The sequence below is a fragment of the Nocardioides sp. J9 genome, assembly GCF_007829375.1.
In the GTDB taxonomy this organism is placed as follows: domain Bacteria; phylum Actinomycetota; class Actinomycetes; order Propionibacteriales; family Nocardioidaceae; genus Nocardioides.
This window is the reverse complement of sequence record NZ_VLJQ01000059.1, coordinates 1-24,752: the sequence shown is the minus strand read 5'-3', so window position 1 is coordinate 24,752 and position 24,752 is coordinate 1. Positions and strand designations below refer to the sequence as shown.

Annotated in this window: 22 protein-coding genes; 20 read left to right on the top strand and 2 right to left on the bottom strand. The window is 69.9% G+C overall.

The window, feature by feature from the left end; translation table 11 throughout:
• Positions 1-244 precede the first annotated feature (244 nt).
• A complete protein-coding gene (locus tag L615_RS07400) occupies positions 245-1,018 on the top strand; it encodes a phage Gp37/Gp68 family protein (protein WP_315897777.1) in 774 nt (257 codons plus the stop codon).
• On the opposite strand, the gene L615_RS07395 is transcribed toward L615_RS07400, so the two are convergent.
• Positions 1,015-2,124 (bottom strand): three-Cys-motif partner protein TcmP, encoded by a 1,110-nt coding sequence (locus tag L615_RS07395; protein ID WP_145724653.1) that lies wholly within the window; start codon positions 2,122-2,124, stop codon positions 1,015-1,017. The two genes, L615_RS07400 and L615_RS07395, sit on opposite strands and share 4 nt — an antisense overlap.
• A gap of 392 nt (positions 2,125-2,516) precedes the next feature.
• Between L615_RS07395 and L615_RS07390 the strand changes: the two genes are divergently transcribed.
• The 18 genes from L615_RS07390 (at position 2,517) to L615_RS07305 (ending at position 22,407) form a co-directional block, all read left to right on the top strand.
• Positions 2,517-3,470: a hypothetical protein gene (locus L615_RS07390; RefSeq protein ID WP_145724652.1), complete on the top strand. Its 954-nt coding sequence runs from the start codon at positions 2,517-2,519 to the stop codon at positions 3,468-3,470.
• 61 nt (positions 3,471-3,531) lie between these two features.
• Entirely contained in the window at positions 3,532-3,750 is a 219-nt protein-coding gene (locus L615_RS07385) for a hypothetical protein (RefSeq protein WP_145724651.1), read from the top strand.
• On the top strand, positions 3,747-4,595 hold the full coding sequence (locus tag L615_RS07380) for a hypothetical protein (RefSeq protein ID WP_145724650.1): 849 nt from the start codon (positions 3,747-3,749) through the stop codon (positions 4,593-4,595). The genes L615_RS07385 and L615_RS07380 overlap by 4 nt, the downstream gene beginning before the upstream one ends.
• 38 nt (positions 4,596-4,633) lie before the next feature.
• Positions 4,634-4,927: a hypothetical protein gene (locus tag L615_RS07375; RefSeq protein ID WP_109691870.1), complete on the top strand. Its 294-nt coding sequence runs from the start codon at positions 4,634-4,636 to the stop codon at positions 4,925-4,927.
• On the top strand, positions 4,927-5,802 hold the full coding sequence (locus L615_RS07370) for a hypothetical protein (protein ID WP_145724649.1): 876 nt from the start codon (positions 4,927-4,929) through the stop codon (positions 5,800-5,802). The genes L615_RS07375 and L615_RS07370 overlap by 1 nt, the downstream gene beginning before the upstream one ends.
• Position 5,803: 1 nt before the next feature.
• Positions 5,804-6,592, top strand: coding sequence for a hypothetical protein (locus L615_RS07365; protein ID WP_145724648.1), 789 nt, complete (start codon positions 5,804-5,806; stop codon positions 6,590-6,592).
• Positions 6,589-8,616, top strand: a complete 2,028-nt coding sequence (locus L615_RS23175) for a hypothetical protein (protein ID WP_186449771.1) — start codon at positions 6,589-6,591, stop codon at positions 8,614-8,616. Before L615_RS07365 ends, L615_RS23175 begins: the two co-directional genes overlap by 4 nt.
• Positions 8,617-8,681: 65 nt before the next feature.
• The gene (locus tag L615_RS07355) at positions 8,682-10,187 is read left to right on the top strand and encodes an SCO6880 family protein (RefSeq protein WP_145724647.1); all 1,506 of its coding nucleotides are present in this window, start codon (positions 8,682-8,684) and stop codon (positions 10,185-10,187) included.
• Positions 10,187-11,734, top strand: a complete 1,548-nt coding sequence (locus L615_RS07350; RefSeq protein ID WP_145724646.1) for an ATP-binding protein — start codon at positions 10,187-10,189, stop codon at positions 11,732-11,734. The genes L615_RS07355 and L615_RS07350 overlap by 1 nt, the downstream gene beginning before the upstream one ends.
• A gap of 21 nt (positions 11,735-11,755) precedes the next feature.
• Entirely contained in the window at positions 11,756-12,592 is an 837-nt protein-coding gene (locus L615_RS07345) for an endonuclease/exonuclease/phosphatase family protein (protein ID WP_145724645.1), read from the top strand.
• Between the two features lie 20 nt (positions 12,593-12,612).
• Entirely contained in the window at positions 12,613-14,886 is a 2,274-nt protein-coding gene (locus L615_RS07340) for a M23 family metallopeptidase (protein ID WP_145724644.1), read from the top strand.
• Between the two features lie 133 nt (positions 14,887-15,019).
• Positions 15,020-15,565 (top strand): hypothetical protein, encoded by a 546-nt coding sequence (locus L615_RS07335; protein WP_145724643.1) that lies wholly within the window; start codon positions 15,020-15,022, stop codon positions 15,563-15,565.
• Positions 15,562-17,040 (top strand): type IV secretory system conjugative DNA transfer family protein, encoded by a 1,479-nt coding sequence (locus L615_RS07330; protein WP_145724641.1) that lies wholly within the window; start codon positions 15,562-15,564, stop codon positions 17,038-17,040. The genes L615_RS07335 and L615_RS07330 overlap by 4 nt, the downstream gene beginning before the upstream one ends.
• A complete protein-coding gene (locus tag L615_RS07325) occupies positions 17,037-17,735 on the top strand; it encodes a hypothetical protein (RefSeq protein WP_261376589.1) in 699 nt (232 codons plus the stop codon). Before L615_RS07330 ends, L615_RS07325 begins: the two co-directional genes overlap by 4 nt.
• Positions 17,732-18,103 carry a hypothetical protein gene (locus L615_RS07320; protein WP_145724640.1) on the top strand — a complete coding sequence of 124 codons (372 nt, stop codon included), beginning with the start codon at positions 17,732-17,734 and terminating at the stop codon, positions 18,101-18,103. The genes L615_RS07325 and L615_RS07320 overlap by 4 nt, the downstream gene beginning before the upstream one ends.
• A gap of 148 nt (positions 18,104-18,251) precedes the next feature.
• A complete protein-coding gene (locus L615_RS07315; protein WP_145724638.1) occupies positions 18,252-18,674 on the top strand; it encodes a hypothetical protein in 423 nt (140 codons plus the stop codon).
• Positions 18,675-18,787: 113 nt separating this feature from the next.
• Entirely contained in the window at positions 18,788-19,936 is a 1,149-nt protein-coding gene (locus tag L615_RS07310; RefSeq protein WP_135831088.1) for a site-specific integrase, read from the top strand.
• Positions 19,933-22,407 carry a site-specific integrase gene (locus tag L615_RS07305; protein ID WP_145724637.1) on the top strand — a complete coding sequence of 825 codons (2,475 nt, stop codon included), beginning with the start codon at positions 19,933-19,935 and terminating at the stop codon, positions 22,405-22,407. Before L615_RS07310 ends, L615_RS07305 begins: the two co-directional genes overlap by 4 nt.
• A 296-nt stretch (positions 22,408-22,703) precedes the next feature.
• Here L615_RS07305 and L615_RS07300 read toward each other — a convergent pair whose 3' ends face one another.
• Entirely contained in the window at positions 22,704-24,071 is a 1,368-nt protein-coding gene (locus L615_RS07300) for an IS1380 family transposase (RefSeq protein ID WP_145724635.1), read from the bottom strand.
• Between the two features lie 462 nt (positions 24,072-24,533).
• Between L615_RS07300 and L615_RS23750 the strand changes: the two genes are divergently transcribed.
• On the top strand, positions 24,534-24,752 hold a 219-nt coding region (locus L615_RS23750; RefSeq protein WP_222430481.1), incomplete at its 3' end, for a hypothetical protein.

The window sequence follows — 24,752 nt, the reverse complement described above, 5'->3', positions numbered from 1 at the left end:
CTGCGCGGGCCACCTGTTGCGAAGGGGAAAGCCCCAGGCGTCTCGGGTCACCTGGGGCTTCGGCGCCTAGTAGAGCACGGCCGATCGAGCAGCGCAGGAGAACCAGAAGCTCACGGCGGCTGGGTTGGGGAGGAAGCTGCGCCGGCGCCGGACCGGCGCCGCGTCGACTGCCGTCCGGGGCCGTGGAGCCGGGCCCAAGTGCTCGGCCTCCCCGACATGGTCGGTGGGTCCCACTACTGTGACGATGAGCCGCCTTTCTGAGGAGCGAACCGTGGCGACTAATAGTTCGATCGAGTGGACCGAAGTCACCTGGAACCCCGTCACCGGCTGCGACCGCGTCGCCGCGGGCTGCGACAACTGTTACGCGCTGGCCCTTGCCAAGCGCCTCAAGGCGATGGGCGTCGCCAAGTATCAGAACGACGGCGACCCGCGCACCTCCGGGCCCGGTTTCGGAGTCACGGTCCATCCGGCCGCCCTTGAGCAGCCGCGGAAGTGGCGGTCGCCGAAGGTCGTATTCGTGAACTCGATGAGCGACCTGTTCCACGCGAAGGTGCCGATCAGCTTCGTCCGCGACGTCTTCGACGTGATGGCCGAGACGCCGCAGCACACCTACCAGGTGCTCACCAAGCGCGCCTCGCGTCTCGCAAAGCTAGCCGACAAGCTCACCTGGCCGGACAACGTGTGGATGGGGGTCTCGGTCGAGTCGTTCGACGCCGTCGACCGGATCGACCACCTCCGTGCGACGCCGGCCGCGGTGAAGTTCCTGTCGTGTGAGCCGCTGATCACCGCGCTGCCGGCGATGAACCTCGAGGGGATCGACTGGTGCATCGTGGGCGGGGAGTCCGGCCCGCGGGCACGGCCGATGGATCCCGACTGGGTGCTCGACATCCGCGACCAGTGCATGGAGGCCGGTGTGGCGTTCTTCTTCAAGCAGTGGGGTGGCCGCACGCCGAAGGCCAACGGCCGCGAGCTCGAGGGCCGTACCTGGGATGCGATGCCGCAGCTGGCCAGCGTCTAGTCGGGGAACACCACTGAGACGCCCTCGGGGTAGGTGCACTTCCGCTGCTGCCCCGTCGCGCTGATGAGCCCCTCTCGCTGCATGGGCGCGAGGGTCTGGCGGCGAACCTGGCTGCTGTGGAAGGGCGTCTCGTCGATTACGTGGTCGACGAGCTGTTGGATCGGGACGGTCTTGCCGGCGTAGTGCTCGAGCAGGTAGTCGCGCAGCGGGCCGGTGGCGTTCTCGTCCTCGAAGAGCACGTCTTGGCCGGCAAGGCTGTCCTCGAACCGGTACTCCCCTGACGGGTCGATCTTCCACATTGCGCCCTTCATCAGATCGAAGGCCCGCCGGTTGCGGGTGCAGAAGAACATGTAGTTCCCGATGTGCCCGGTGTCGTTGACCATCGCGAAGCTGCGGACGTGGGCGAAGTTGGCGGCCTGCTTGAGCTGCCGCTCGTAGAGGTCGTGGAGGAACTGCTGCCGTGCCGGATCGCCGGCCGGCGGGGCGTTGCGGTACTCGTCGGTGCCGAAGAGCCGGTCGAAGTGCTTGTCGACGACGTTCGCCGTGGCGAACCGGTTGATCGAGTTGAAGTCGAAGTAGATGAACAGCTCGCACATCGGGAAGCTGACGAGTTCGGCGACCAGGTCCAGCGGCAACCCCTTGTACCCGAACGGGTCGATGAACGCGAACGTCGGCGCCATGTTGTTGCCCTTGAGGCTGTCGAGCATCTGGCGGCCGAGCTCCTCGAAGGACTGATTCTGCGGGTCGAGCAGGCGGACGTTGGGCGGCCACGGGTCGTTGGCCGTGCGCAGCTCGCCGAGCACACCCTCCAGCGACTCGAACCGCTCGGGGTCGAGCTCGTTGAACAGCAACACGAACTCGCAGTTGGACCAGTTGGCGAAGTCCTTGTGCTCGAGCAGCGCATTGAGCACCAGGATCGGCGACCCCTCCTCACCGTGGTCGTATCTGCCGGGGCCGGCGAACGCATCGAGCACGATCGCCTTGCGCACCGAGCGGCCCATGATCGGGAACCACGCCCCCAGGTAGCGAACCAGCAGGTCGTGCTTGGCCTTGGTATGTGGCCAGCGGGTCCACCTGGTCTCCAGGCTGTCTCCTCGTCTCGGCACCGCCGACACCTCCTCAACTGACTCAGAAGGTAGATCATCTGGCAGGTCGGGAGCAGGAGAACTGGGCGCCGAAGAGTCAGCGTCGCTGCGAGCCATCGGCTGACCCAACCTCTGCGGGCTCAGTGTTCTTGAGGCGAAGTTCGCCCGCCTCGTTCTGGGTGTATCGCCACAACCGCCGCGCATAAGACGGCCGCGCAAGGGTCGGGCGGGAACTTCTTCATTTTTCGGGGGGACGGGGGCGTCCCCCCGCTCTGACCTGCGCAAACGCAACGACCGTATCCCCGTCGAGCAGGCGTCCCCCCTCGAAATCAGGCGTTTGGGGGGACGGATGCGGGGACGCCCGCTCGCGACCTTTCTGCCGTGCTCAGCCACGGACGAAAGGAGCGAGCGCGATGAGTGTGGGCGACCAGCTCGACCTCGACGACAACAGCGAACTGCTCGACCAGGCCCGCCAGAAGTGGCCGGCCTGGGTGGCGGCCGATCCGCGGCTCGGCGTGGTCGACGACTTCGACGACCTCCGCACCTGGCTGCCGGCGGTGGACCATGCAGCCTCCGACGAGGTCCTCCTGGCGCTGGCCATGTTGGCGGCCCCTGATGGTGGTGACGACATTGCGGCCGCGGCCGCTCTCGCCAAGTGCCTGCTGCCCGGCGCCTGCCGGCTCGCGGGCTGGCTGAGCATCCTCCCGCCGCGCGAGGTCTTGCGCGACAGCCAGCCGGTCATGGCCGGCACCTGGTCAGCAGTCGAGCGGATCGACGAGCTGGTGGCCTCCCAGCTGTGGATCGAGGTACGCACGTTCAGGTGGCGCCGGCTCCGCAAGGTCGCTGCCAACATCTTGATCAACACCCGCGTCGGTGTCCTCCGCGAGGTCGGCGACTTCTTCTACGTCTCCCGCGCCGACCGCACCTGGACCAACACCACCCTCGTGGAGTCCTTCGCATCGGGGGACCTCACTGGCGCCGACGGCGGTGCCGGCTACTCGGCCGAGATGCCGACCGAGCGGGTCGCCGGCGCCCTGTTCCACCGCCCCGAGATCCTCGCCGACGCCGGACCCGAGCAGGAGGAGCCGTCGGCCACCGAGGAGCTCCTGGAGCTGCTCGCGTGGGCCTGCGCCCACAAGGTCATCAGCCCCGCGGACCGGTACCTGCTGCTGTGCCTGGTCGAGGAGGCCGACCGAGTCGAGACCCGCAGGCTGGCGCGCGGGTACGGCGGCCTGCTCAGCAACGAGGTGTCCAGCCGGGTCGCCCCCCGCATCGGGGTCTCTGAGGCAACCGTCCGTCGCCACGGCTCGCGCACTATGCGCGCCCTCGCCGAGGCCGCCCCGAGGAAGTTCAGCCATGACGAATAAGCCCGGAAGTGATCGCTCGCGCCACCCCGCGACACATAGGCGACTGGAGGTGGTGAAGCCCATGACGAACACCCACGACGGCGAGACCCGTACGCCGGAGCAGATCGCCGAGCTGTTCGCGATCGCCGGCCGCGAGATCGAGGCGATCGAGCAGCTGACCGGCTGCGTCGCCCAGCTGCACGAAGTCCAGGCCGCGAAGGCGCAGCTGGCGACCCTGACCCCGGCCGAGGTCCGCGCCGCGCTCGACTTCCGCCGCGGCACCCTCGGGGAGGCCCAGTGAGCACCCAGACCCCGAGCCGCCCGGTCGGTGTCGACGAGCTCAAGCGAGCCTGGCACGCACTGAACGCCGGCGAGTTCCGCACCGGCCCCGGCGCCGGCAGGGGTCCCCGCAGCCGCAGCGTCGCCGCCGAGGACAACTGGTCACCGCCCGAAGGCGAGCACACCATCGCCGTGATCGGGTCCGCCGGCTCAGTCGGCGCGAGCACCGTCGCCCTGGCCAMCSGCCYCGCCGCAGCCGCCCCGGTCCGAGTCATCGAGTGCTGCTCGGTCACCGCCTCCGGACTCGCCGCGGCGAGCACCGCCGAGCTCGGCCTTCACCCGACCGACTGGCGTCAGGGCAAGCGCGACCACGTCCTGCTCGAGCGCGCCAGCGAGGTCCTCGCCGGCGTCGACGAGGTCCCGCTGCCCACCGAGGCACAGAACGAGACCCAGCTGACCATCCTCGACATCGGCTGGGAGGCCGGTCAGCTGCTGGCCACCGACTGCTGGCTGGCCGAATCCGTCCGCGCCGCCGACCAGATCGTCCTGGTCACCACCGCCACCGTCCCCGGGATGCGTCGCGCCGGAGTCGCCATGGACCTGCTGGCCGGCTCCTGGCAGCCCGAGCAGATCGCCCTCGCCGTCCGCGGGCCCCGCCGCAAGAAGTGGCCGCGCGGCCTCGCTCACTCCGGCGGCCCCGCCGTACGCCGCGCCCTGGACGCGGACCGGTGCGTGGAGATCCCCGAGGACCGCGAGTTCGCGGTCAACGGACTGGACTCCCGCCCTGTCCCGGCCCCCCTGATCTCGGCAGCACGTCAGCTGCTCGAGCCCGCACATCTGCCCACCGACACCAGCGAAAGCGCCTGACCCGCCCGGGGTCAGCAACCCAGAAAGGAAGTCCACCCATGGACGTCATGACCGCAACCGCAACCACTGTGATGGCTGTCTGCCCGAAGGCGCCCCCGGGTGCTGTCGGCCCCACCAACGAGATCACCAGCTACGTGCTGTGGGGCGTCATCGTCCTGTTCGGGCTCGGCATCATCATCGCCATCGGCGCGATCATCGCCGGCCGAGTGTTCTCCCTGCCGCACGCCTCCAAGGTCGGCGTGATCTCGGTGGTGGTCGTGTTCGCGTGCGCGATCGCCTACCTGGTGCTGCCCGGCATGCTCAACGGAATCCTCGGCAAGGGCTGCATCTGATGCGGCGCGCAGCCACGAAGAAGGCAGAAGGCACCAGCGAGTGGAGCCGGCGCCGGCTGCTCGGCATCCTGGCCGCCGCCGTCGCCGTGGCTGCGCTCCTGCTCGGCGGCCTCGCGTACGCGATCTACCTGGCGGTCACCGGCATCGGTGACGAGGCCAGCGCGAAGACTGGCGTCGCCACCGGCGAGACCGAGCGCTCGATGGTGGTCCGCGGTGCTGCGCACCGCGATGAGATCGCGGCCGAGCCGATGCTGACCGTCCCCGAGAGCGCTGCGTTCCCGGCCGAGACCACCAGCGCCAAGGCACCCGAGATCAAGATCCCGACCGGGACCGGAGTCAACGGACCCGCGTTCGTGATGACCGGGTTCCCACACACCCCGGAGGGCGCGATCGGCCAGCTCGCCCAGATCGACCTCGCGGTGCTGCAGTCGATGAGCCTGAGCACCGCCGAGGAGGTCTACAACACCTGGGCGCTGCCAGGTGGGGTCCGCACCCAGGACTGGTGGATCACCGCCAGCGTCCGCGCGTTCCTCTCCAGCACCGGGATGGGCGAAGTCAAGGACCCCAGCGCCTCGGTGACCCTGGAGCCGGCCGCCGCGCTGGTCAAGGGAACCGACGGCCCCGACTGGGCGACGGTCTGCGTACTGATGAAGGTCAGCGCCACCTACAAGTCCGAAGGCCAGATCGCCTTCGCGCACTGCGAGCGCATGCAGTGGGTCGGCGGCCGCTGGATGGTCGCCCCCGGCACCCCGCCGGCACCCGCACCCGCGACCTGGCCCGGCACCCAGCTGGCACACGAGGCCGGCTGGCGCACCTGGTCCACCGACCACACCACCGAACCCGCCCACCCCGGCGACACGGAAGGGGAGCACTGAGATGAGCAACCGGATCAACGGGGAGTCCCGCACCACCCTGCTGCGCGTGGGAGTCCTGGTGGCGATCGCCGCCCTCGTGGCCACCGCCGTCTGGCTCGGAGCGCGCGGCCGGACCGATGACAACACCGGCACCGACAAAACCACCGGGGACTCCTCGAGCCAGACCGGGCAGCAGGGGCAGAACGTCTCGGTCGACCAGGTCGCCCCGGAGAGCGCACCCGCAGACGGCGTCGTGATCCCGACCGGCGCCGACCAGGTCGACGGCTACCCGACCCGGTTCCCCCAGACCGACCTGGGCGCGGTCGCGTTGCAAGTCGAGGTCGCCAAGGCGCAGGTCGGGTTCGACTACGACCAGGCCGCCGCCGTCGCTGGCCTGTACGCCAACCCCGAGGACAAGGCCGTCTTCGAGCAGCGCGCCCGCGACGCTGTCGCGCTGCGCCGTCAGCAGGCCGGCGTCCCGAAGGAGGGGGACGTCCCCCCACCCGCGTCGTACGCCGTGACGCCGATCGCCTACACCCTCGAGGAGCTCGACACCGGCTACTACGCGGTGAACCTGCTCAGCTACGTCACCCTCACCACTGCCAACGGCAAGGTCAGCGACGGCCTCTACGCCGGCACCCAGCTCATGCGGTGGCTCGAGGTCGACGGCGTGGGCGACTGGCGCCTGGTCCAGGGCAGCACCGCAGACATCGAGCACATGGTCTCCACCGGACAGCCCAAGGCAGTCGCGCCGGGCACCCCGGAGTACAAGCAGGCCGGCTGGATCCCGATCAACGGAGCACCCCAGTGAGCACCGCCGACCTCTTCCACCGGGTCACCAGGCTGGGCATCGGCGCCCTGGCGGTCCTGGTCCTCACCACGCTTCTCGGAGCCGCCACGACCATCCAGCCGCCAGCCGCCGCGGCCGAGCCGGCGACCAGCACGGCAGCCAGCACAGCGCAGATCGCCACGGTCGAGAGCACAAGCCAGCTGCCGGCCCACCCCCTCAAGATGGGCTGCCTTGGTCCCGACGAACTGTGCGACCTCGGCGGCGACGCCCTCGACTGTGCCAAGGACCCGGTCGAATGCGGCAAAGACGCGGCCGGTGGCGTCAAGGACGAGATCGAGAACCAGGTCGAGGGCGTCCAGGAGTGCCTCGAAAACCCCAGTCTCACCGACTGCGCCAAGGGAGTCGGGGGAGTGGTGCCGGGAGTCGGCGGGTGTGGGCTGCTCGACGCGATCTGCGACGCCGGGCTCCCGGGGATCGGACTCCCTGGCGTCCCGGGGGTACCCGGCATCCCCGGACTCCCGAACGTGGGGGACCTCTTCGGCGCCGGCATCCCCGGCCTCGGTGACATCCCCAACCCGTTCGAGAACATCGGCGACGTCATCGCCAAGGCGGCGGCCGATGCCTGGACCGCAGCAATGCTCGCGGTCTGGAGTTCCGGCCTGTTCGTGCTGCGCATCGTGCTCACGTTCAGCGAGCTGTTCTTGACCCCCGACCTGAGCGACGACGGACCCGGCAAGGATGTCTACGCCTTCACCCTCTGGCTCGCGCTCGTCCTGGTGGTCATCTTGGCGATGATCCAGCTCGGCGCCGCGGCCTTCAAACGCGAGGGCATGGGCCTCGCGCGGGCGTTCATCGGCGCCGGCCAGTTCGTCCTGGTCTGCGCCTGCTGGTTCGGCTACTGCGTCATGATCGTCGCGGCCTGTGGCGCTATCACCAAGGCGCTGATGAAGTCGCTGCTCAAGGTGCAGACCTGGCCCGACTGGGATCCCATGGCCGGCCTCGGCGTCGACGACATCACCGACGCCGGCGTGGCCACCGCGCTGGCCTTCCTCGGGATCTTCTTGTGGATCGCCGCGATCGGACACGTCCTGGTCTACCTCGCCCGCGCGGCATCGCTGCTTGTCCTGGTCGCCACCGGCCCGCTCTCCGCGGCCGGGCTGGTCTCCGACTTCACCCGCTCCTGGTTCTGGAAGTCGCTGCGCTGGTTCCACGCCGCGGCATTCACCCCGGTGCTCATGGTGATGGTGCTGGGCATCGGCGTGCAGTTCGCCAACGGCGTCGCTGCCCACCTCGCCGACGGCACCGCCAAGGCGTTCGGCACGGCCCTGCCGGCGGTCATGACGATCCTGATCAGCGTCGTCGCGCCGCTGGCGCTGTTCAAGCTCCTGGCGTTCGTGGACCCCGGCACCCCCAGCGGCGCCTCGTTCCGGCAGGGCATGGCCATCCAGGGCGGCCTCCAGGGCATGCTCAGCGGCGGCGGTGCCGGCGGCTCGGCGGCCTCGACCACCGATGGCAACGGCCGCTCGTCGGGTGAGCAGAGCGCCGAGGCCTCGACCGGCGACCGGTTCAACAAGTCCACCCAGGGCGTCCTCGGCAGCTTTGGCCCGGTCGGACAGGCGTTCGCTGCCGGGCTCGGGATGGTCAGCAGCGCCGGAGCGAAGGCCACGTCCCTGGTGTCGGACGAGTCCAACCAGGCCGGCGTCGGGCAGAGCACCTACGGACCCGACTTCAGCAACATGGGCGGCCGCCAGTCCGGTGGCCAGTCGGGCGACCAGAGCAGCGGCACGCACCCCGGCTCCCAGAACAGCGGGGACGACGACTCGCCGTTGCCGACCCCGCCTGCCCCGCCTGCCCCGCCCACCCCGCCGACGCTGCCCACCGGCGGCGGACCCGGCGGTGGCTCGGGTGGCGGCTCGGGCGGGCAGGGCGGCGGTGGTGCCGGAGCAGCGCCCAAGACCCCTGCCGCAGGCGGCGGCGGGGGAGCGGCCGGAGGTGCCGGCGGAGCCGGTGCAGCTGGCGGCGCGATCCCCCCGGTGGCGGTGTAGCCGATGCGCCGCACCACCTGCCACCAGCCCCGATCGACATGCAGTGACCCGGAAGGAAACCGACGATGACCATCTACGCCGACTACCAGCGCGACCGCATCGGCTGGTTCTTCGGCCTCTCCGGAGGCCAGCTGATGTTCCTGGCGCTGGCCAGCCTGCCGGCGTTCTGGGCGATCAGCCGCGGAGCGTGGTTCTCCGCGTTCCTGTTCGCCCTGGTCTGGCTGTTCCTGCTGGCCATCACCGTCATCCCGGTCCGGGGCCGCTCGGCCACTGGCTGGGTGTTCGCCTCGACGATGTACGCCATCGGCGGCCTGCTCGGCTGGACCTCGTTCCGTGCCAAGGCCACCGAGGGCCGCGCCGAAGACCTCGACACCCCCGACCTCCCCGGGGTGCTGCAGGGCATCAAGATCCACGACGGCCCGCCGCACGGCTCCCAGCTGCAGCGGGTCGGAGTGATCCACGATGACGCCACGAAGACCTGGGCAGTCACCGCCTCGATCGTCCACCCCGGCATCGGCATGAAGGACACCGAGGAGCGCAGTCGCTACGGCGAGGCGCTGGCCGGGCTGCTCGACGTCGCCGGCCGCACCGAGAAGATCGACGAGATCCTGTTCATGGTCCGCACCGTCCCCGAGGACGGCGCCGAGCGCGACCTGTGGGTCAACAAGCACCGTCGCGACAACGCCCCCCAGCTGTCCGAGATCGTCGCCAGCGACCTCGCAGTGGGCCTCACCCAGGCGTCGGTCCGCGCCGAGCAGTTCGTGACAATCGTCGTCCCGGAGACCCGGATCGCCCGGTCGGCCAAGGAGTCCGGCGGTGGCTTCGAGGGCCGCTGCCGCGAGCTCTACCTGCTCATGGCCGAGATCGAGGCCCAGCTGCGGGGCCCGATGGGGATGACGTCGGTCCGCTGGCTCACCTCGCCGGAGCTCGCCCTGGCGTCCCGGACCGGATTCGCCCCAGGCGATCGCGCCGGCATCGTCGAGGCCCTCGCCATGCGAGAGAAGGACCCGAGCGTGAACGCCGACGTCCCGTGGGCGCTGGCCGGGCCCTCGGGAGCCGATGCGACGGTGCGGCACTACAGCCACGACGCGTGGAACTCGATCAGCTCCACCATCAAGCTCCCGACCCGCGGCGTGGCGATGGGCGCCCTGGCGCCGATCCTCGCCCCGAGCGAGTCCGGTGAGCGACGTTCGTTCGTCGTCGCCTTCCCGATCGTGTCCCAGTCCAAGGCCGACCGGCAGTCCGGCAACGCCGAGTGGGCCGCAGACCTGGCTGAGGGAATGAACGAGAAGCTCGGCCGCAAGACCCGTGCCAAGCAGCGCGAGGAGGCCCACAAGGCCCGCGGCCTGGACGCCAAGCTGGCCCACGGCAACGCGCTGGTCCGGCCTTACGCCGTGTGCACGGTCACGGTTCCCAAGACGCTGCGGATCACAGAGTTCGGCCGCCGCCTGGACGCCTCGATCCGCCGCGCCGGGTTTGCGCCCCTGCGGCTCGACCTGGCCCAGGACGTCGGTTTCGCCGCCTCGACCATCCCCGTCGGGATGAGCCTGACCCGGAGCGGAGACGCCTGATGCCCACCACGACCCGCCGGAACCGCGGCGGCGGCCGCGACATGGCCGCCCTGCTCTCCGACTTCGGCCACGACCTGCCCACGATCCCCCCGCTCGCCCCGGAGGCCAAGGAGCCCCGGATCTTCAAGTACGCCCCGCGCCGCGGTGCAGCCCGCCGCGGCCGCGGCTGGGCGCCCGCCACCGCCCCGGCGCAGGCCTGGCGGATGACGAGTGACCAGGCACCGGTGTTCTGGCCGTTCGTGTCCGCGCCGGCCCTGCCGCCGACCGGGGCGCAGATGGGCGTCGACCAGCTCTCCGGCGGCTCGTTCTACTGCGACCCCTTCGGCTGGGTGCTGCGCGACGACGTGTCGGCGACCAACCCGAACATCTTCCAGTTCGCCAAGCCGGGCACCGGCAAGTCCGGCACCACCAAGGCGTTCTGCACCCGGATGATGCCCTTCGGCTACCGCACCCTGGTCCTGGGTGACCCCAAGGACGAGTACGAGTCACTGTGCCGCGCGCTCGGCGTAGAGCCGTTCGTCATCGCCCCCGGCTTCTGGGCACGAATCAACCCGCTGGCCATGGGCCCGCTCGGCCACGACTGGGAGAAGCTCTCGGCCGAGGAAGCCCAACGGCGCACGACGATCATCTTCAAGCGCTGGCTGGTCCTGATCCGCGGCCTCGTCGGCAGCATGAAGCTCGACGACCAGCGCCGAGTGCCGTTCGGACCCGACGAGAGCGACGTCGTCCGCAACGCCTTGGCGATCCTCACCGGCTACGCCGCCGGCAACTCGATCCTCACCGAGACCACCATCCCGCGGCTGTGGGACCTGCTGCGCAACCCCACCGAGGAACTCGTCCGGGCGTGCGAGTACGGGAACACCCGCCAGTTCCTCGACCAGACCCGGCTGCTGCGCAACGCGCTCGGCGAGCTGGTCACCGGCACCCTCGCCGGCCTCTTCGACGACTTCACCAACATCGAGGTCGACTGGCGCGCCCCGATCCAGTCGTTCAGCCTCTCCCGACTCGATGGACTCGATGGACTCGGCGACGAGGCGGTGGGCATCGCGCTGCTGTGCATGAACTCCTGGGGCCGCGGACTGCGCGAGATCGCCGAGCCCGGCGACCTGCGCATCGTCGTGCGCGACGAGGTCTGGAAGCAGATGCGCCTCGGCGTCTCCGCGGTGATGAGTTTCGACGCCGACCTGCGGCTCTCGCGCGGCATGGCCGGGAAGGGCGGCGACATCCAGTTCGCCAACCTCCACAAGCCGTCCGACCTGCTCTCGGTAGGCGACGCCGACTCCCAGGCCGCGATGATCGCCAAGGACCTCCTCGAGCTGGCCGACGTCAAGATCCTCGGCGGCCAGAAGCCGCGCGTCGCGCGCGAGCTCGACTCGATGCTCGGCTTCGGCCCGATCGCCCAGGACCTCGTCTCCGGGTGGGCGATGCAGGACAAGGGCCGCGCGCTGTGGTGCGTCGGAGACGCCACCTACAAGGTCCAGACGGTGCTCCACCCGCTGGAGAAGAAGCTCTACTACACCAACGAGGCCATCGAGGCCGCCGGCTGAGGCGCTCGGGACTGACCTGTCGTGAAGAAGCTACTCCTCGCCGGACTGCCGGTCCTGATCGTCTTCATGGCCCTGCCGTTCGTCGTGACCCTGATGGTGGTCATGACGACGACCGCGGCCGCCGAGTGCCGCACCCAGACCAGCGAGACCGCACCCACCGAGCTCGGCGACCTCGGTGTCATCGACGGCCCCGTGGGCGGCCCGGTCAAGGGCAACATCACCATGGCGCAGGCCAACATCCCGCGCCGCTCCGGCCTCGACGGCTTCCGCGCCTCCATGCCCCGGGTGTTGTCGACCAACCCCGACTTCGTGAGCCTCAACGAGGCCAGCGGCTGGAGCCTGGCGCAGATCGAGGCCGCCGCCCCCGGCTACGGAGCGTTCCGGGTCGCCGACCACACCGGCGACAACAACTCGATGGGCAACGTCGTGCTGTGGAAGCGCGACACCTGGTCCAAGGCCAACGGTGGCCGGGTCACCCTCGCCATCGACGACAACACCTACTACACGGGCCGCCCGGTCACCTGGGACCGGTTCGCCACCTGGGTGATCCTCGAACGCGCCGCCGACGGCGCCGTGGTGTCGGTGATCTCCACCCACCACATGACCAACCCGCACAAGTACCCCCGCCAGCACGGCAACCCGCCGCTGACCCGGCCCCAGCAGTACGGCGCCGGCATGGACATCCTGCTGCAGCTGCGCAACTCCCTGGCCACCCACGGCCCGGTGCTCATCGGCGGCGACATGAACACCCACGCCTCCTACACCGACCTCCCGTGGACGGCGGCCGCCAAGATGAAGGCCGGCACAACCACTCGGTCGACTTCATCTTCTTCCCCCAGCACCAAGGCGTCCGCCTAGCGCAGGGCTGGGACGGGACCATGGTCTCCGACCACCACTGGATCGCCGCCCGCATCGCAATGAACGGCGCCGGCCCCGAGAGCGCCCCCACGACCGCGGCCACCAGCGAAGGTGTGGTGAACGCCGCCCACACCACAAGGACGTCGGCCGAGCCCCCGTCCGGCGACGTGCTCGCCCAGCTGATGCGACTGCGGTTCGCCTCGAGCTACCCGACCCTGACCACCGAGCAGGCCCGCAACGCGATCACCATCGCCCAGGTCGCCCGCGACCTCCAGGTTCCCCGATACGGGCTGCAGATCGCGATCGCCACCGCGATCCAAGAGTCCAAGCTGGTCAACCTCACAGGCGGCGACCGCGACTCCGGCGGCCTGTTCCAGCAGCGTCCCTCAACCGGCTGGGGGAGCCGTGCCGAGGTCACCAACCCAGTGCTCGCCGCGCGTGCCTTCTTCGGCAAGGCCCAGCACACCGGCAACCCCGGCCTGCTCGACATCCCCGGCTGGCAGGACATGCCGCTCACGCAGGCGGCCCAGGCCGTGCAGCGCTCCGGCTTCCCCGACGCCTACGCCCAGTGGGACGTCGCCGGTGACATCACCGACCTCCTCGGCGGCGCCCTACCCGACCTGCCAGACGTCGACGGCGCGGTCTCGAACGCGAGCAACTGCGAGGACACCGTCAACCCGATCACCGTCGGGACCTTGAACATCCTGGGCGCTGGCCACACCGACAACGAGGCGGGCGGCGGCAACGAGAAAGCCGGGTACGCCACCTGGGACAAGCGGCTGCCCGGGGCACTCAGCGCGATCGAGAACGCCGGCGTCACCGTCGCCGGACTCCAGGAGGTCCACGGCCCCCAGGCCAAGGCCCTGGCTGACCGCTATTCGGCTAAGTGGGGCATGTACCCGGCCACCGGCAACACCCAGAACAAGGTGATCTGGGACCGCGGCAGCTGGGAGATGACCGACTCACGCCTCGTCCAGATCCCGTACTTCAACGGCAAGGAGGTCGGGATGCCGGTCGTCCAGCTGACGGGTGCGGCCGACAGCGTCAACGCCGGGCAGGTCATCTGGGTCTGGAGCATCCACAACCCCGCCAACACGCAAGGGAACGCTGCCGGGCACCGCAAGGAGGCGCTGCGCCGCCAGCTGGCCACCATGACCGAGCTCGCCGGCACCGGAACCCCGGCGGTGATCCTGGGCGACTTCAACGACGGCAAGGACGGCAACAACTCCTCACACTGCGCGTTGACCCCTGAGCTGAGCAACGCCTTCGGCGGATCAGCGGAGCCCTGCAAGAAGCCCAAGCAGGACGCGCCGATCGACCACATCTACGGCGCCAACCTCACCTGGGCCAGCGCCCAGGTCGACAACAGCACCCAAGCCAACAAGCTCGCCGACCACCCACTCGTGGTCGCCACCACCGCCGGCAGCAGCGCGGGCTGCGCGGTCGCGACCGAGACCAACTACAACCTCGGCCCGGTCAAGCCGCAGCTGACGCAGCTGGTCAACATCCTCGGCCCCATGTTCGACATCAAGACCGTCGGCGGCTACCGCGAGAGCGCCACCGACCCCCACGGCCACCCGGCCGGCCTGGCGGCCGACTTCATGGTCCCGCTGACGCCCGCCGGCAAGGCCCAAGGCGACGCGCTCGTAGCGTACGCCCAGGCCCACGCCCGCGAGCTCGGGATCGACTACATCATCTGGTACCAGCGCATCTGGTCGGTCGCGCGAGCCGACGAGGGCTGGCGACAAATGGAGGACCGAGGCTCGGCCACCGCGAACCACCTCGACCACCACCACATCAACGTGCTCCCCAACGCCAAGGTCTCCCCGGTCGGCCTCGAGGGCGCGTCCTGCGACGAGGTGGTCTACCCGGTGCCCGCGCAGTACATCGGCACCGACCGGAAGAACTGGCACGACACCGGCCCCTACTGGACCAACTGGCACACCGGAACCGACTTCTCCGCCCCGTGCGGCACGACCGTCTACGCCGCGCACGCCGGAACCATCGAGATCGACACCAGCCAGAGCTGGGCCGGCCCGCAGCTGGTCAAAGTCACCACCGGCGCCGGCTCTCTGACCACCTGGTACGCGCACATGCAGAGCGTCACCGTCAGCCGCGGCCAGACCGTCGCTGCCGGCGAGCCGATCGGTGAGGTCGGCAAGGAGGGAAACGGCTCCGGGTGCCACCTTCACTTCGAGGTCCACCTCGAGAACGGCTCCATCTACGGACCCGACAACGTCGACCCCTCGACCTGGCTGGCTGAAAACGCCTCGAAGCCGAGCCGGTCCGTGTGATCGCTGCCAGGCCCTCCCGACACATAGGTGACCAGCCAGAACTTCGACCACCCACGATTCCTGGAGGTGGAATCCAATGCAGCGAGAGCGACGACGCGACCCCTACCCCTGGACTTGGGAGATCCCTGTAGCCGTGGCCCTGGCGGCCCTGTTCGTCATCGTCATCGGCATCCAACTGGGCCGCTCCGTCGCGAACCTGCTCGCCGGCGCCGGCTGGACGTGGCCCGACGCCAACGCCGGCGCGTTCCCCTCACCGATCGGCACCGCCTTCTGGACCAGCCTCCCCAGCGTGCTCGGCGGGCACGCCGACGCCGGCCTGCCCACAACAGCACCGGACGGCCTGGCTGGCCGCGGCCTGGTCTGGGTCAGCCTCGCAATGACCGAGGTCGCGCTGTTGAGCGCCACCATCTGGGTCGGCGTTTGGGCCTACCAGCGGTGGGGCCCGGGACGCATGCGCGGCATGGCCACCGCCGCAGAGGCCGAGAAGATCCTGGGCGTCACTCGGCTGCGCAAGGTCGCCGGCATCGTCCGGCCCGACCTCTCCGGCAAGCACGCCACCGCCACGGCGGCACCCGTTCAGCGCACAGCCGGCGACCTCACCGAACAGACCGGGCCGCAGCTCGGCCACGGGCTCAGCCCGTGGCTCCTGAACGGCCGCCGGACGAAGGAGGAGCGATGAAGCTGAGGTTCAACCCGTGGGACGTGGGCTGGCGCATCGGGGACGCGCACGAGCCGCGTGGCGGCGAGCTGTGGGTGCCGTGGGACCGCACCGCCGGAGTGATCGGCCCGCAGGGCTCCGGCAAGACCCTCGACCTGCTCACCCCGGCGCTGCTCAGTGCCCCGGGCGCTGCCCTAGTCACCCTGACGAAGGTCGAGGACCTGCTACTCAGCCTCACCGAACGCTCCCGCGACGACCGGCCGTGCGTGGTCCTCGACCCGTTCGGGCTGGCCGAGGGCGTCATCGACGAGCTGATCTGGGACCCGATCGCCGGCTGTGTGGACCCCAAGGTCGCCGAGCGGCGAGCCAAGGCCTTCACCGCCGGCACCGTCAAGGGTGCGATCACCGGCGGCACCGGGGATGATGCTGCCCGGTTCTACGCCGCGGAGTCGGCGAAGGTGCTGCAGGGCTACTTCCACGCCGCGGCCCTGACCGGCAAGACCCTCGAGGACGTCTTGCAGTGGGTCGCGAACCCGACCGCGGCCAGCCAGCCGATGGAGATCCTGCGGCGCCACCCGCACGCCGAGCCCTTCTGGCACGGCCTGCTGCACGGGGCACTCAACGGCGACGACCGCACCGCGGGCAACACGATCACCACGGTGCAGCAGGCGGTGTCCCTGTTCTTCCAGGCCGACATCCGCCGCCGCTGCGTCCCCAGCCACGGGCACCCGGCCACCGACCTGGCCGACGTGATCCGTCGACGCGGCACCATCTACCTCCTGGGCCGCGAAGACCCCTACGCCTCGGCCAGCCCGCTGATGACCGCGGTGGCCGAGCACGTCTTGGACACCGGGCTGCTGCTGGCCAACAGCTCACCGTGGGGCGGCCGGCTGTGCCCGCCCCTGGTCTCGGTGCTCGACGAGCTGCCCTCGACCGCACCGCTACCGACCCTGCGCACCCGGATGGCCAACGAGCGCGCGCTGGGCCTGTCGTTCATCTGGGCCGCCCAGACCCGTCCCCAGCTGACCAGCATCTTCGGCGAGCACGAGGCCCGGGCACTGATCGGGCTCACCAACACCCTGGTGATGTTCGGCGGGTCCAAGGACGTCGCGTTCAACCAGGAGATCTCCGACCTGCTCGGAACAGTCCGCATCGGCCGCGTCACCCACTCCACCGGCGGGTTCAACGGCGGTAGCCGCAACTTCTCCGGCGACGACATCCCCATCATGCGGCCCGAGGAGGTCCGCCAGCTGCCCGAGCGGCGGGCCCTGGTGATCGCGGAGAACGGCAAGCCGATCATCGCCAAGCTGCACCGCTGCGTGGAGGGCAAGGCCGGCGAGCGGCTCCTGGCCGACCAGCGGGCGCTGCGCGCGCGGCCCACCAACGACCGCCGCATGGTCATCACCCCCGAGGCCCGGGCGACCGCCGCCCTGGTCGAGGCGCGCCGCCTCGGCTTCGTCGACGACGAGACCGAACCGACCAGGAGTGAGCTGTGACGACCGAACAGGCCCGAGGGGCCGCGCCCAGCCCGATGGTGTTCCCGTTCCCCGTGCCCGGGGAGCGGGTCCGGTTGGCCTACCGCGAGCTCCACATCGCCATCAATGGCACCGAGGAGCAGAAGAAGATTCTGGGCAACCACGCCCTGCTGCCGCGGCCCTGGGAGCCGGCCACGTGCCTGGACCCCGAGCTGCGGCACCAGCTGTGGGAGTGGCTCGAGGACGTCGTGATCTGGCTCAACCGCGAGTACACCTGGGACGTCTCCGGGCTCATCCCCAGCTGCTGGCCCCTGCACCCGCACCTGGTCCACGAGATCGCGGTGCTGGCCGACCAGCGTCGCCGCGCCGGGCTGGCGATGACCAGCGACGCGCTTGAGGAGTGGCACCGCTACTGCCTGCCCGCCTTCACCGACCGCGTGCGCAGCAGGCTGCGGGCCCACTGCGACGACGAGCACAAGAGCTGGCCGGCCAAGCCGCGACACAACGAGCACCTGGGCGAGGCCAGCACCCAGCGGCGTGAGAACGCCTTCGCCCACGACGTCGACGCGCTGCCCGCCAACCGACGGGCCTATGAGCAGCCCGAGCCGGTCGGTCGACCGCGCCTGGTCGAGGTCGACCTGGACACCGGCGAGATCAAGGACGACCCGCTCGGTGCGCAGCCGCGCACCCGAACTGAGAAGGGACCGAGGGAATGACAGAGGCAACGATGCAGGCGAGGGAGCGTTCGGAGGCCATCGGTCGCGCGCAGCGCGCTCTCAAGGCCCTCGGGGAGCACCCACGCTCGAGCAAGAAGGAGCTCGGCCACGCGCGCGAGCACCTCAACGCCTGCTACTCCCACGGCTCCGGCGAACACGTGTGGAACGCCGTCGCGCAGGTCGAGGCGATGGCCGAGCGTCGCTACGGCGTCCCCGGCGCCGAGGAGCACCGCCAGCTCGTGGAGCCGAGCGAGGACCTCGAGGAGCCCGCGACAGCCGCCCGCGGCCGCGCGGCCGAGGACCGTGCGCCGGCGTCGACGACGCCGGCAAACGAGGTAGCGGACCTCGCTCCCACCGCGTCGAGATGACGCCGAAGCCTGCGCCCAGTGCACGAATCGGCCTCAGAGCGCCGCTGAGAGACCAGGAACCCGGCCTGACGGGCTCGGTGGCGCCGGCGCGTTGTCTCAGAGCGATTCTGAGCGATCCCACCACTGCGGCCGTCAAGGCCGAAGAGCCGTGCCCGACCCAGCGGCCTACGCCCTCCTCATCGTCGTGGCGATCGCCTACCTGGGTGGCGCCGTCCTGGTGGTCGCGGCATTGGCCAAGGTCCTGCTCGCCTGGTCGTACGGCTGGCGTACCCGTCGGGCCGCCGAGTCGGTCGACCAGGCGCTGCAGCAGCGGGCCGCAGCTGCGATGGCGGCCGTCGCGGAGCTCGCGAACGTCGCAGCGCCTGCCACCGACGTCGTCGCGATCCTCGGTGCGCCCACCGGTGCCCCGGAGCGCGTTGTGGGCGACGGTGGGCTGACGGTGACCCGTTTCCGGGCGGGACACCCGGTGACCGTGGTGTTCGCCCGGGCCGCCCTCACCGGGCTCAGCTGCGCCGCGGTGCAGAGCCTGGCTGCCCACGACCTATTGACCGCACCAACTGGAGTGTCCTGAGCCGTCCCCGGGCGACCAGTGCGGCACGACTCGCCGGTCGATGGGGATGTCCGCCGTTCCCGAGGCTTTGCGTGCTGCCGTTCGTCGCGACGACGAGCGGAAGGACATCTGGGATGGAGCGTGACGTGACGGCTTTGGTCGTCCCGACCATCGGCGCCGTGGCCAGCATCGACGCGGCGCCGGGCACGGTGCTGCTGGATGCGACTGGCGAGCCGGTCGAAGAGGTCAGCGAGTTCTTCGCCACGATGGTGGCCTGCGGCGCGAGCTTCAGTTCGCTGCGGTCCTATGGCCTGGCGCTGCTGCGTTGGTGGCGGTTCCTGGCTGTCATCGAGGTGCCTTGGCAGCGCGCGGGCCGGATCGAGGCACGCGACTTCGTGTTGTGGATGCGGCTGGTGGGCCCAGCAGGCCGGCCGGGCGGGTACGCGCCGGCGACGATCAACCACGCCCTCGCGGTGGTCAAGATGTTCTACGCCGACCGGACCCGCGCCGGCGACGGGCCACTGGTCAACCCGGTCCCCGACGCCGTCCATCGAGCCGGACGGAGGTCCCAAGCGCATCACAATCCGATGCAGCCCTTCGCGCCAGGACCGCGGGCGCCACTGCGGCAGAAGATGCCTGAGCGGATTCCTCGCCACCTGCCCGACGGGCTCTTCGACGAGCTGTTCGCTACGTTGCGCTCGGACCGGGACCGTGCCCTGCTGGCGTTCTACGTCTCGACCGGTGCCCGCGCCTCTGAACTCCTCGGCGTCACCGTGGACCTCGTGAATCCCGGCGACCAGCGCATCGGCGTACGTCGGAAGGGCTCGGGCCGGTTGCAGTGGCTACCCGCCTCCGCGGATGCGTTCGTGTGGCTTCGGCTCTACGAGCAGCAGACCGAGCGTCCGGCCGGCGAGCAGGCGTTGTGGCTGACCCGGCGACGTCCGGTGCGCCCGCTGACCTACTCGGCAGCCCGGCGAATGCTGCAACGGGCGAACGAGTCGCTGGGCACGGCCTGGACGCTGCACGACCTGAGGCACACCGCCGCTCAGCGGATGGTCGACGACCCCGCCATGTCGTTGACCGATGTGCAGTGGGTGCTGGGCCACGCCCACATCACCACGACCCAGCTCTATCTGCGTCCGCGGGAGGAAGAGGTCGTCGCCCGCGTGCTGGCCCATCACCGCGACCGGGTTGAACGGCCGTCCACACCACCACCGCCTGTGGACACGGCGGGATACTCCGCCGAGGTGCTGGCGGTGCTGTTCGGCGGGACACGGCCATGAGCGACCACATCGACCCGGTCGCCCACCTTCAGAAGGCCGCGCGCCCGTCGCGCAACGTGCCCGCCAACAACGGTGGCCTACGCCCCAAGGCGCCGACCCCGACGCTTCCGACGCCGGCGATCGCCCGGCCGACAGTGTGGGCCGCCTCCCAGATGAGCTATGAGGAGTTGCTCGCCGCGGTCCGCGACCTGGAATCCGCGAACGGCACCACGTTGTCGAAGCAGATCCGCAGCCAGGTGTTGTTCGCGGAAACCCTCCTCGGTTGGCTGCTGAGGTTCCCCGGGGAGTCGTGGCAGCAACGGTGGCACGCCTCCGGTGCGGACGCAGCCGGAAGGGACTGGACCGCCTTGGCCGCCGAGCCCGACAGACACGGGCACCTTGTCGCTGCTGCGGGCAGGCTCCTGCTGCTGGACGTGATCCGTCCCGACTACTCCTGGCTCTACGCGACCCAGGCCACACCCAGACTCTACGAACGGCTCCGGACGCTGCGTGATCCCGCGGGGTTCGCCGACATGGAGCGTCTTTGCGACGCGGATGCGCGGATGCTGCCGAGCGACCGGCGCCAGGCGTTGAACCAGCTCACCAGGATGCTGGTCCACAACGGCGGCACGTTGGGCGACATCACCCTGCCGGACTGCATCGAGGCCCACCGTGCGCAAGACGGCTACCGTGGCCGGTCTCACCCCCGCTGGTACACGCTGCTCCGGGAGGCCGCGATCCTGCCGGCCGACAGCCCGCCGACCATCTTCGCCGCGTCACGGCGAGGGCAGTTGACGATCGAGGAGATGGTCGACCGCTACGACGTCGTGTGCCGTCCGGTCAGAGACCTGTTCGTCGCCTACCTCTACGAACGCCGTGCCGCGATGGACTACAACTCCATCCGCTACCTCGCGGCCAAGCTCGTCCTCTTGTTCTGGCGCGACCTGGAGATCCACGAGCCCGGCATCGAGTCCCTGCACCTGACCGACGAGGTCGCGCGTCGCTGGAAGACCAGGCTCAGCGGCCCGGTGCTGTACGGCAGCAACCGCGTCGGGAAGAAGCGCGAGGACCCCTACACGATCCTCATGGCCGTCCGTGCTTTCTACGCCGACCTCTCCCACTGGGCGCTGGAGGACTCCGCCCGATGGGCCACCTGGGCCGCACCCTCCCCGGTCAACTCCCGCGACCTGGCCGGCATGACCAAGATGCTCAAGCAGTCGCGGTCGCGCACCCACCAGCGCATCCGGGAACTCGCGCCCCTACTTCCACGGCTCGTCGACGCAGCCAGCGACACCCGAGCGGCAGCCAAGGAACTGCACGATGCCGCCGCAGCGACCCCGCCCGGCCAGTCGTTCACCCAGGATGGTCACACGCTACGACGAGCGACCCTGAGCGACGACGGGAGCCGCGGCCGGAAGGTCAGTCGTGGCCACGTTTACGTCGACAATCCGGAGTCCGGCGGCACCAGCGACCGGCCGCAGGACAATCGCCGGAACCTAAGCCTTGAGGCCGACCGGGCGTTCTGGGCGTGGGCGCTGGTCGAGGTGCTGCGTCACACCGGGGCACGCATCGAGGAAGTCCTCGAGATCACCCACCGTTCCTTCGTGTCCTACCGGCTGCCCTCGACTGGTGAGGTGATCCCGATGCTGCAGATCACCCCGTCCAAGACCGACAAGGAGCGGCTCTTGGTCATCGGCCCCGAGCTCGCAGTGGCGTTCGCCGAGATCATCTCCCACGTCCGCGGCGACAACGAGCAGCTGCCGCTGGTCAGCCGCTACGACAGCGCCGAACGCGTGCACAGCCCCGAGCTTCCGTACTTGTTTCAACGGCCCTATGGGATAGGCAGGACCGCGATGAGCTCCTCCTACGTCATCAAGCTGCTCGACGAGCTGGTCACCACCGCGAAGATCACCAACAACGGCGGCACACCGGCCAAGTTCAGCCCCCACGACTTCCGAAGGATCTTCGCCACCGAGGCCGTAGCGTCCGGCCTGCCCGTGCACATCACCGCCAAGATCCTGGGCCACGACTCGATCGCGACGACCCAGACCTATGCGGCGGTCTACGACCAGGACGTGATCGAGCACCACCGTGCCTACATCGCCCGCCGGCGAGCACTGCGGCCGTCTCAGGAGTACCGCGAACCCACCGACAGCGAATGGGACGAGTTCCTCGGCCACTTCGCCCAACGCAAACTCGAACTCGGCACCTGCGGGCGTGCCTACGGCACCGGCTGCCAACACGAACACGCCTGCATCCGCTGCCCCATGCTCCGTCCCGACCCCGCACAGCACCAACGGCTTCAGCAGATCATCGACAGCCTCGACGGCCGGATCGCCGAGGCCAGCAATCGGGGCTGGCTCGGCGAGGTCGACGGCCTGCGAACCAGCCGCGCCGCCGCCGAACAGAAACTCACCCAGATGCAGCGCACCGCCACCAACCTCGGCCTGCCCACCGTCCGGAGCCGACTCGACCCGTCGCCGGATGCGTAAGGCGAAGCTCTCTCGCCGTCAGGCCACGAACAGGCCGCGGAGACCCGGGGTGGGTGTCGCCCCATGACCGCCGTTCTAGCCGACGACGCGAAGTCCATCGCGGTCGCGCTCGTTGCCGCGTGGCGATCGCTCCGAGGCCCAGTCGTCGATCGGCTGAGCCCGGATCCACCATGGATGATTTCTCGTCGGCCCTGAACGGCGCTTGAGAGGCCTGGGGCGTGGCTGGGCAGGGGGTGGCCGCCGGTCTGTCCGGCTCTTCCACGTGGTTCTGGGTGACGCCCGGGCGGGCTGGGTGGTCAGGTCGTGATTGGGGCTGGTGGGGCGGTCGCGGTCGCCCACAGTGCTTCCCAGGCGGATGCCCATGGCCAGCCGAGGGGGAGGTGCAGGTCGAGCCGGCGGGCGGTGGCCGCGATGCGGCCCGGGACGTCGATGAGCTTCTTGCGCAGGGTGGCCCATCGTGCGCGGTGCAGCGATGCGGCGACGCCGGTGGCGCGGGCGAGGTTGAACGCGGTGACCGCGAGCGCGACCCAGGCAGCGTTCGCGGTGTACTTCCCCGACGGTAGGTGGGCCAAGGCGTTGTCCTTGAGCTCGGCGATGACCTGCTCGACGATGGCGTGGTCGCGGTGATGCTGGTCGGCCTTCACCGTCGGCAGCGTGGTGTTGGTGATGAAGGCGTGGTGGCGGTAGGCAGCGAACAGCTCACCCTGCGCGGTGCCGTCGGAGGCCAGTGGCTGGAGTCGTTTGACGCGGCGCACCACGAGGCGGCAGGTGACGTGCTCGGCCTTGCGGCGGCCGGTGAACGCGGTGAAGCCGATCTCGGCGACCTCTGCGTCGGAGACCCAACGCTGTTCGGTCTCGTCGAACACCGCGTTCGGGTACTCGATCGGCCTCCAGGCTCCGGCGGGGATGGCGGTGATCGCGCGGGTGACGGTCTTGGTCATCCGCGCGGTCACCGAGAACCACGCCTTGTGCCGCAGGGCGGTGCCGACGAACGCCCACCCGTAGTAGGCCGAGTCCGCTCGCGCGAGGATCTGCCCGCTCACCCCGGCAGCACGAGCGGTGGTGATGGCCTGGGCCAGCAGCCGTCCCGCACCTTTGGCCGAGGCGGTGTTCCCCGACCGCAGCCTCGCCCGGGCGATCACCGGCGCGGCCAGCGGCGTCGAGATCGTGGCGAGCTGGATGTTGAGGCCCCGCTGCCGGGTGTATCCGAACGCGGCGCCCTGCTTGGCGTGGCCGTGGACCTCGCGGACGGTGTCGTCGAGGTCGACCGTGGCGAACCCGTCTCCACCGGCAAGCAGCCCCGGGACCCGCTCGGTCAGCCCCGCCAGCAAGGCGGCGTTGACAGCGTCGAGCTGCTGGACGTGTCCGTGGGTGAACGAGCGCAGGAACGTCCCCAGCGTCGAGGGCGCCCGGACCCCGCCGAACAACCGAGTCATGCCGCCGTGCCGCAGCAGGTCCATGTCGTCGATCGAGTCCGCACCGGCCAGCATCCCGCCCACCACACACGCCGCCTTCGCCGACGCGTTCGGCGAGGGCACCGTCACCCCGGCGAGAAGGTCGTACAGGCCAGCGGACTCGGCCAGCCGCAGCGCGGGAACCAGACCAGCCGACGACACCAGGTTGGGGTCATCGAACACGGGCCGGACCTTGTGGGAAGGTTGCACTTACGAGGTGTCCCTTGCTCGGTGGCGAAACGGTTGTGTGAGAACTCCGATTCTCCCGCCCAGCAAGGGCATTCTCGTTCTACGCCACGCTCACCCCGACGCCCCCAACGGTGGATTCAGGCTGAGGCGGCGCATGAAGCTGCGGGAGAGTCTCGAACTCCGCGCGATGGGATCCAGTGTCAACCCCGGAACCAGCCGAGAGTGACACGCGTCACACTGGTGTAGAGTCGCTATCGATCGGCCAAGAGCGAATCCGATGGCGTCGGTCGAAGCGTCGTTGCGAGGGAGGGTCCGCCAGTGCGGTCATTGAGAATGCGTAGTCTCTGTCTCGGCTCGGCAGCCGTTGTCTGCCTAGGATTTCTCGTCGTTGCTCCAGCCATGGCTGACGAGTGAGGTTCCCAAGACGGCAACACTGGTGCGCACCCCGATGAGGATCCGCACTCGTATTGTCTGGGGAGTTCCGTGTCTGCTGACCTCGAGGAGAACATCGACGCCGCAGCATGGAACGCACTTGATCCCACGCAGGTTAACGTCAATTCCAGTTCGMCCTGCCAGTTGACGGGCGCGGGCGAGACGGATGTGGTGTGGACTCAGGGGAATATCGCATCTGGGGCACTCGCGTGGACCGACTGCGACGACTACGAAAGCGACCCTCCGACAAATCAGTGCGACCAGAATTAC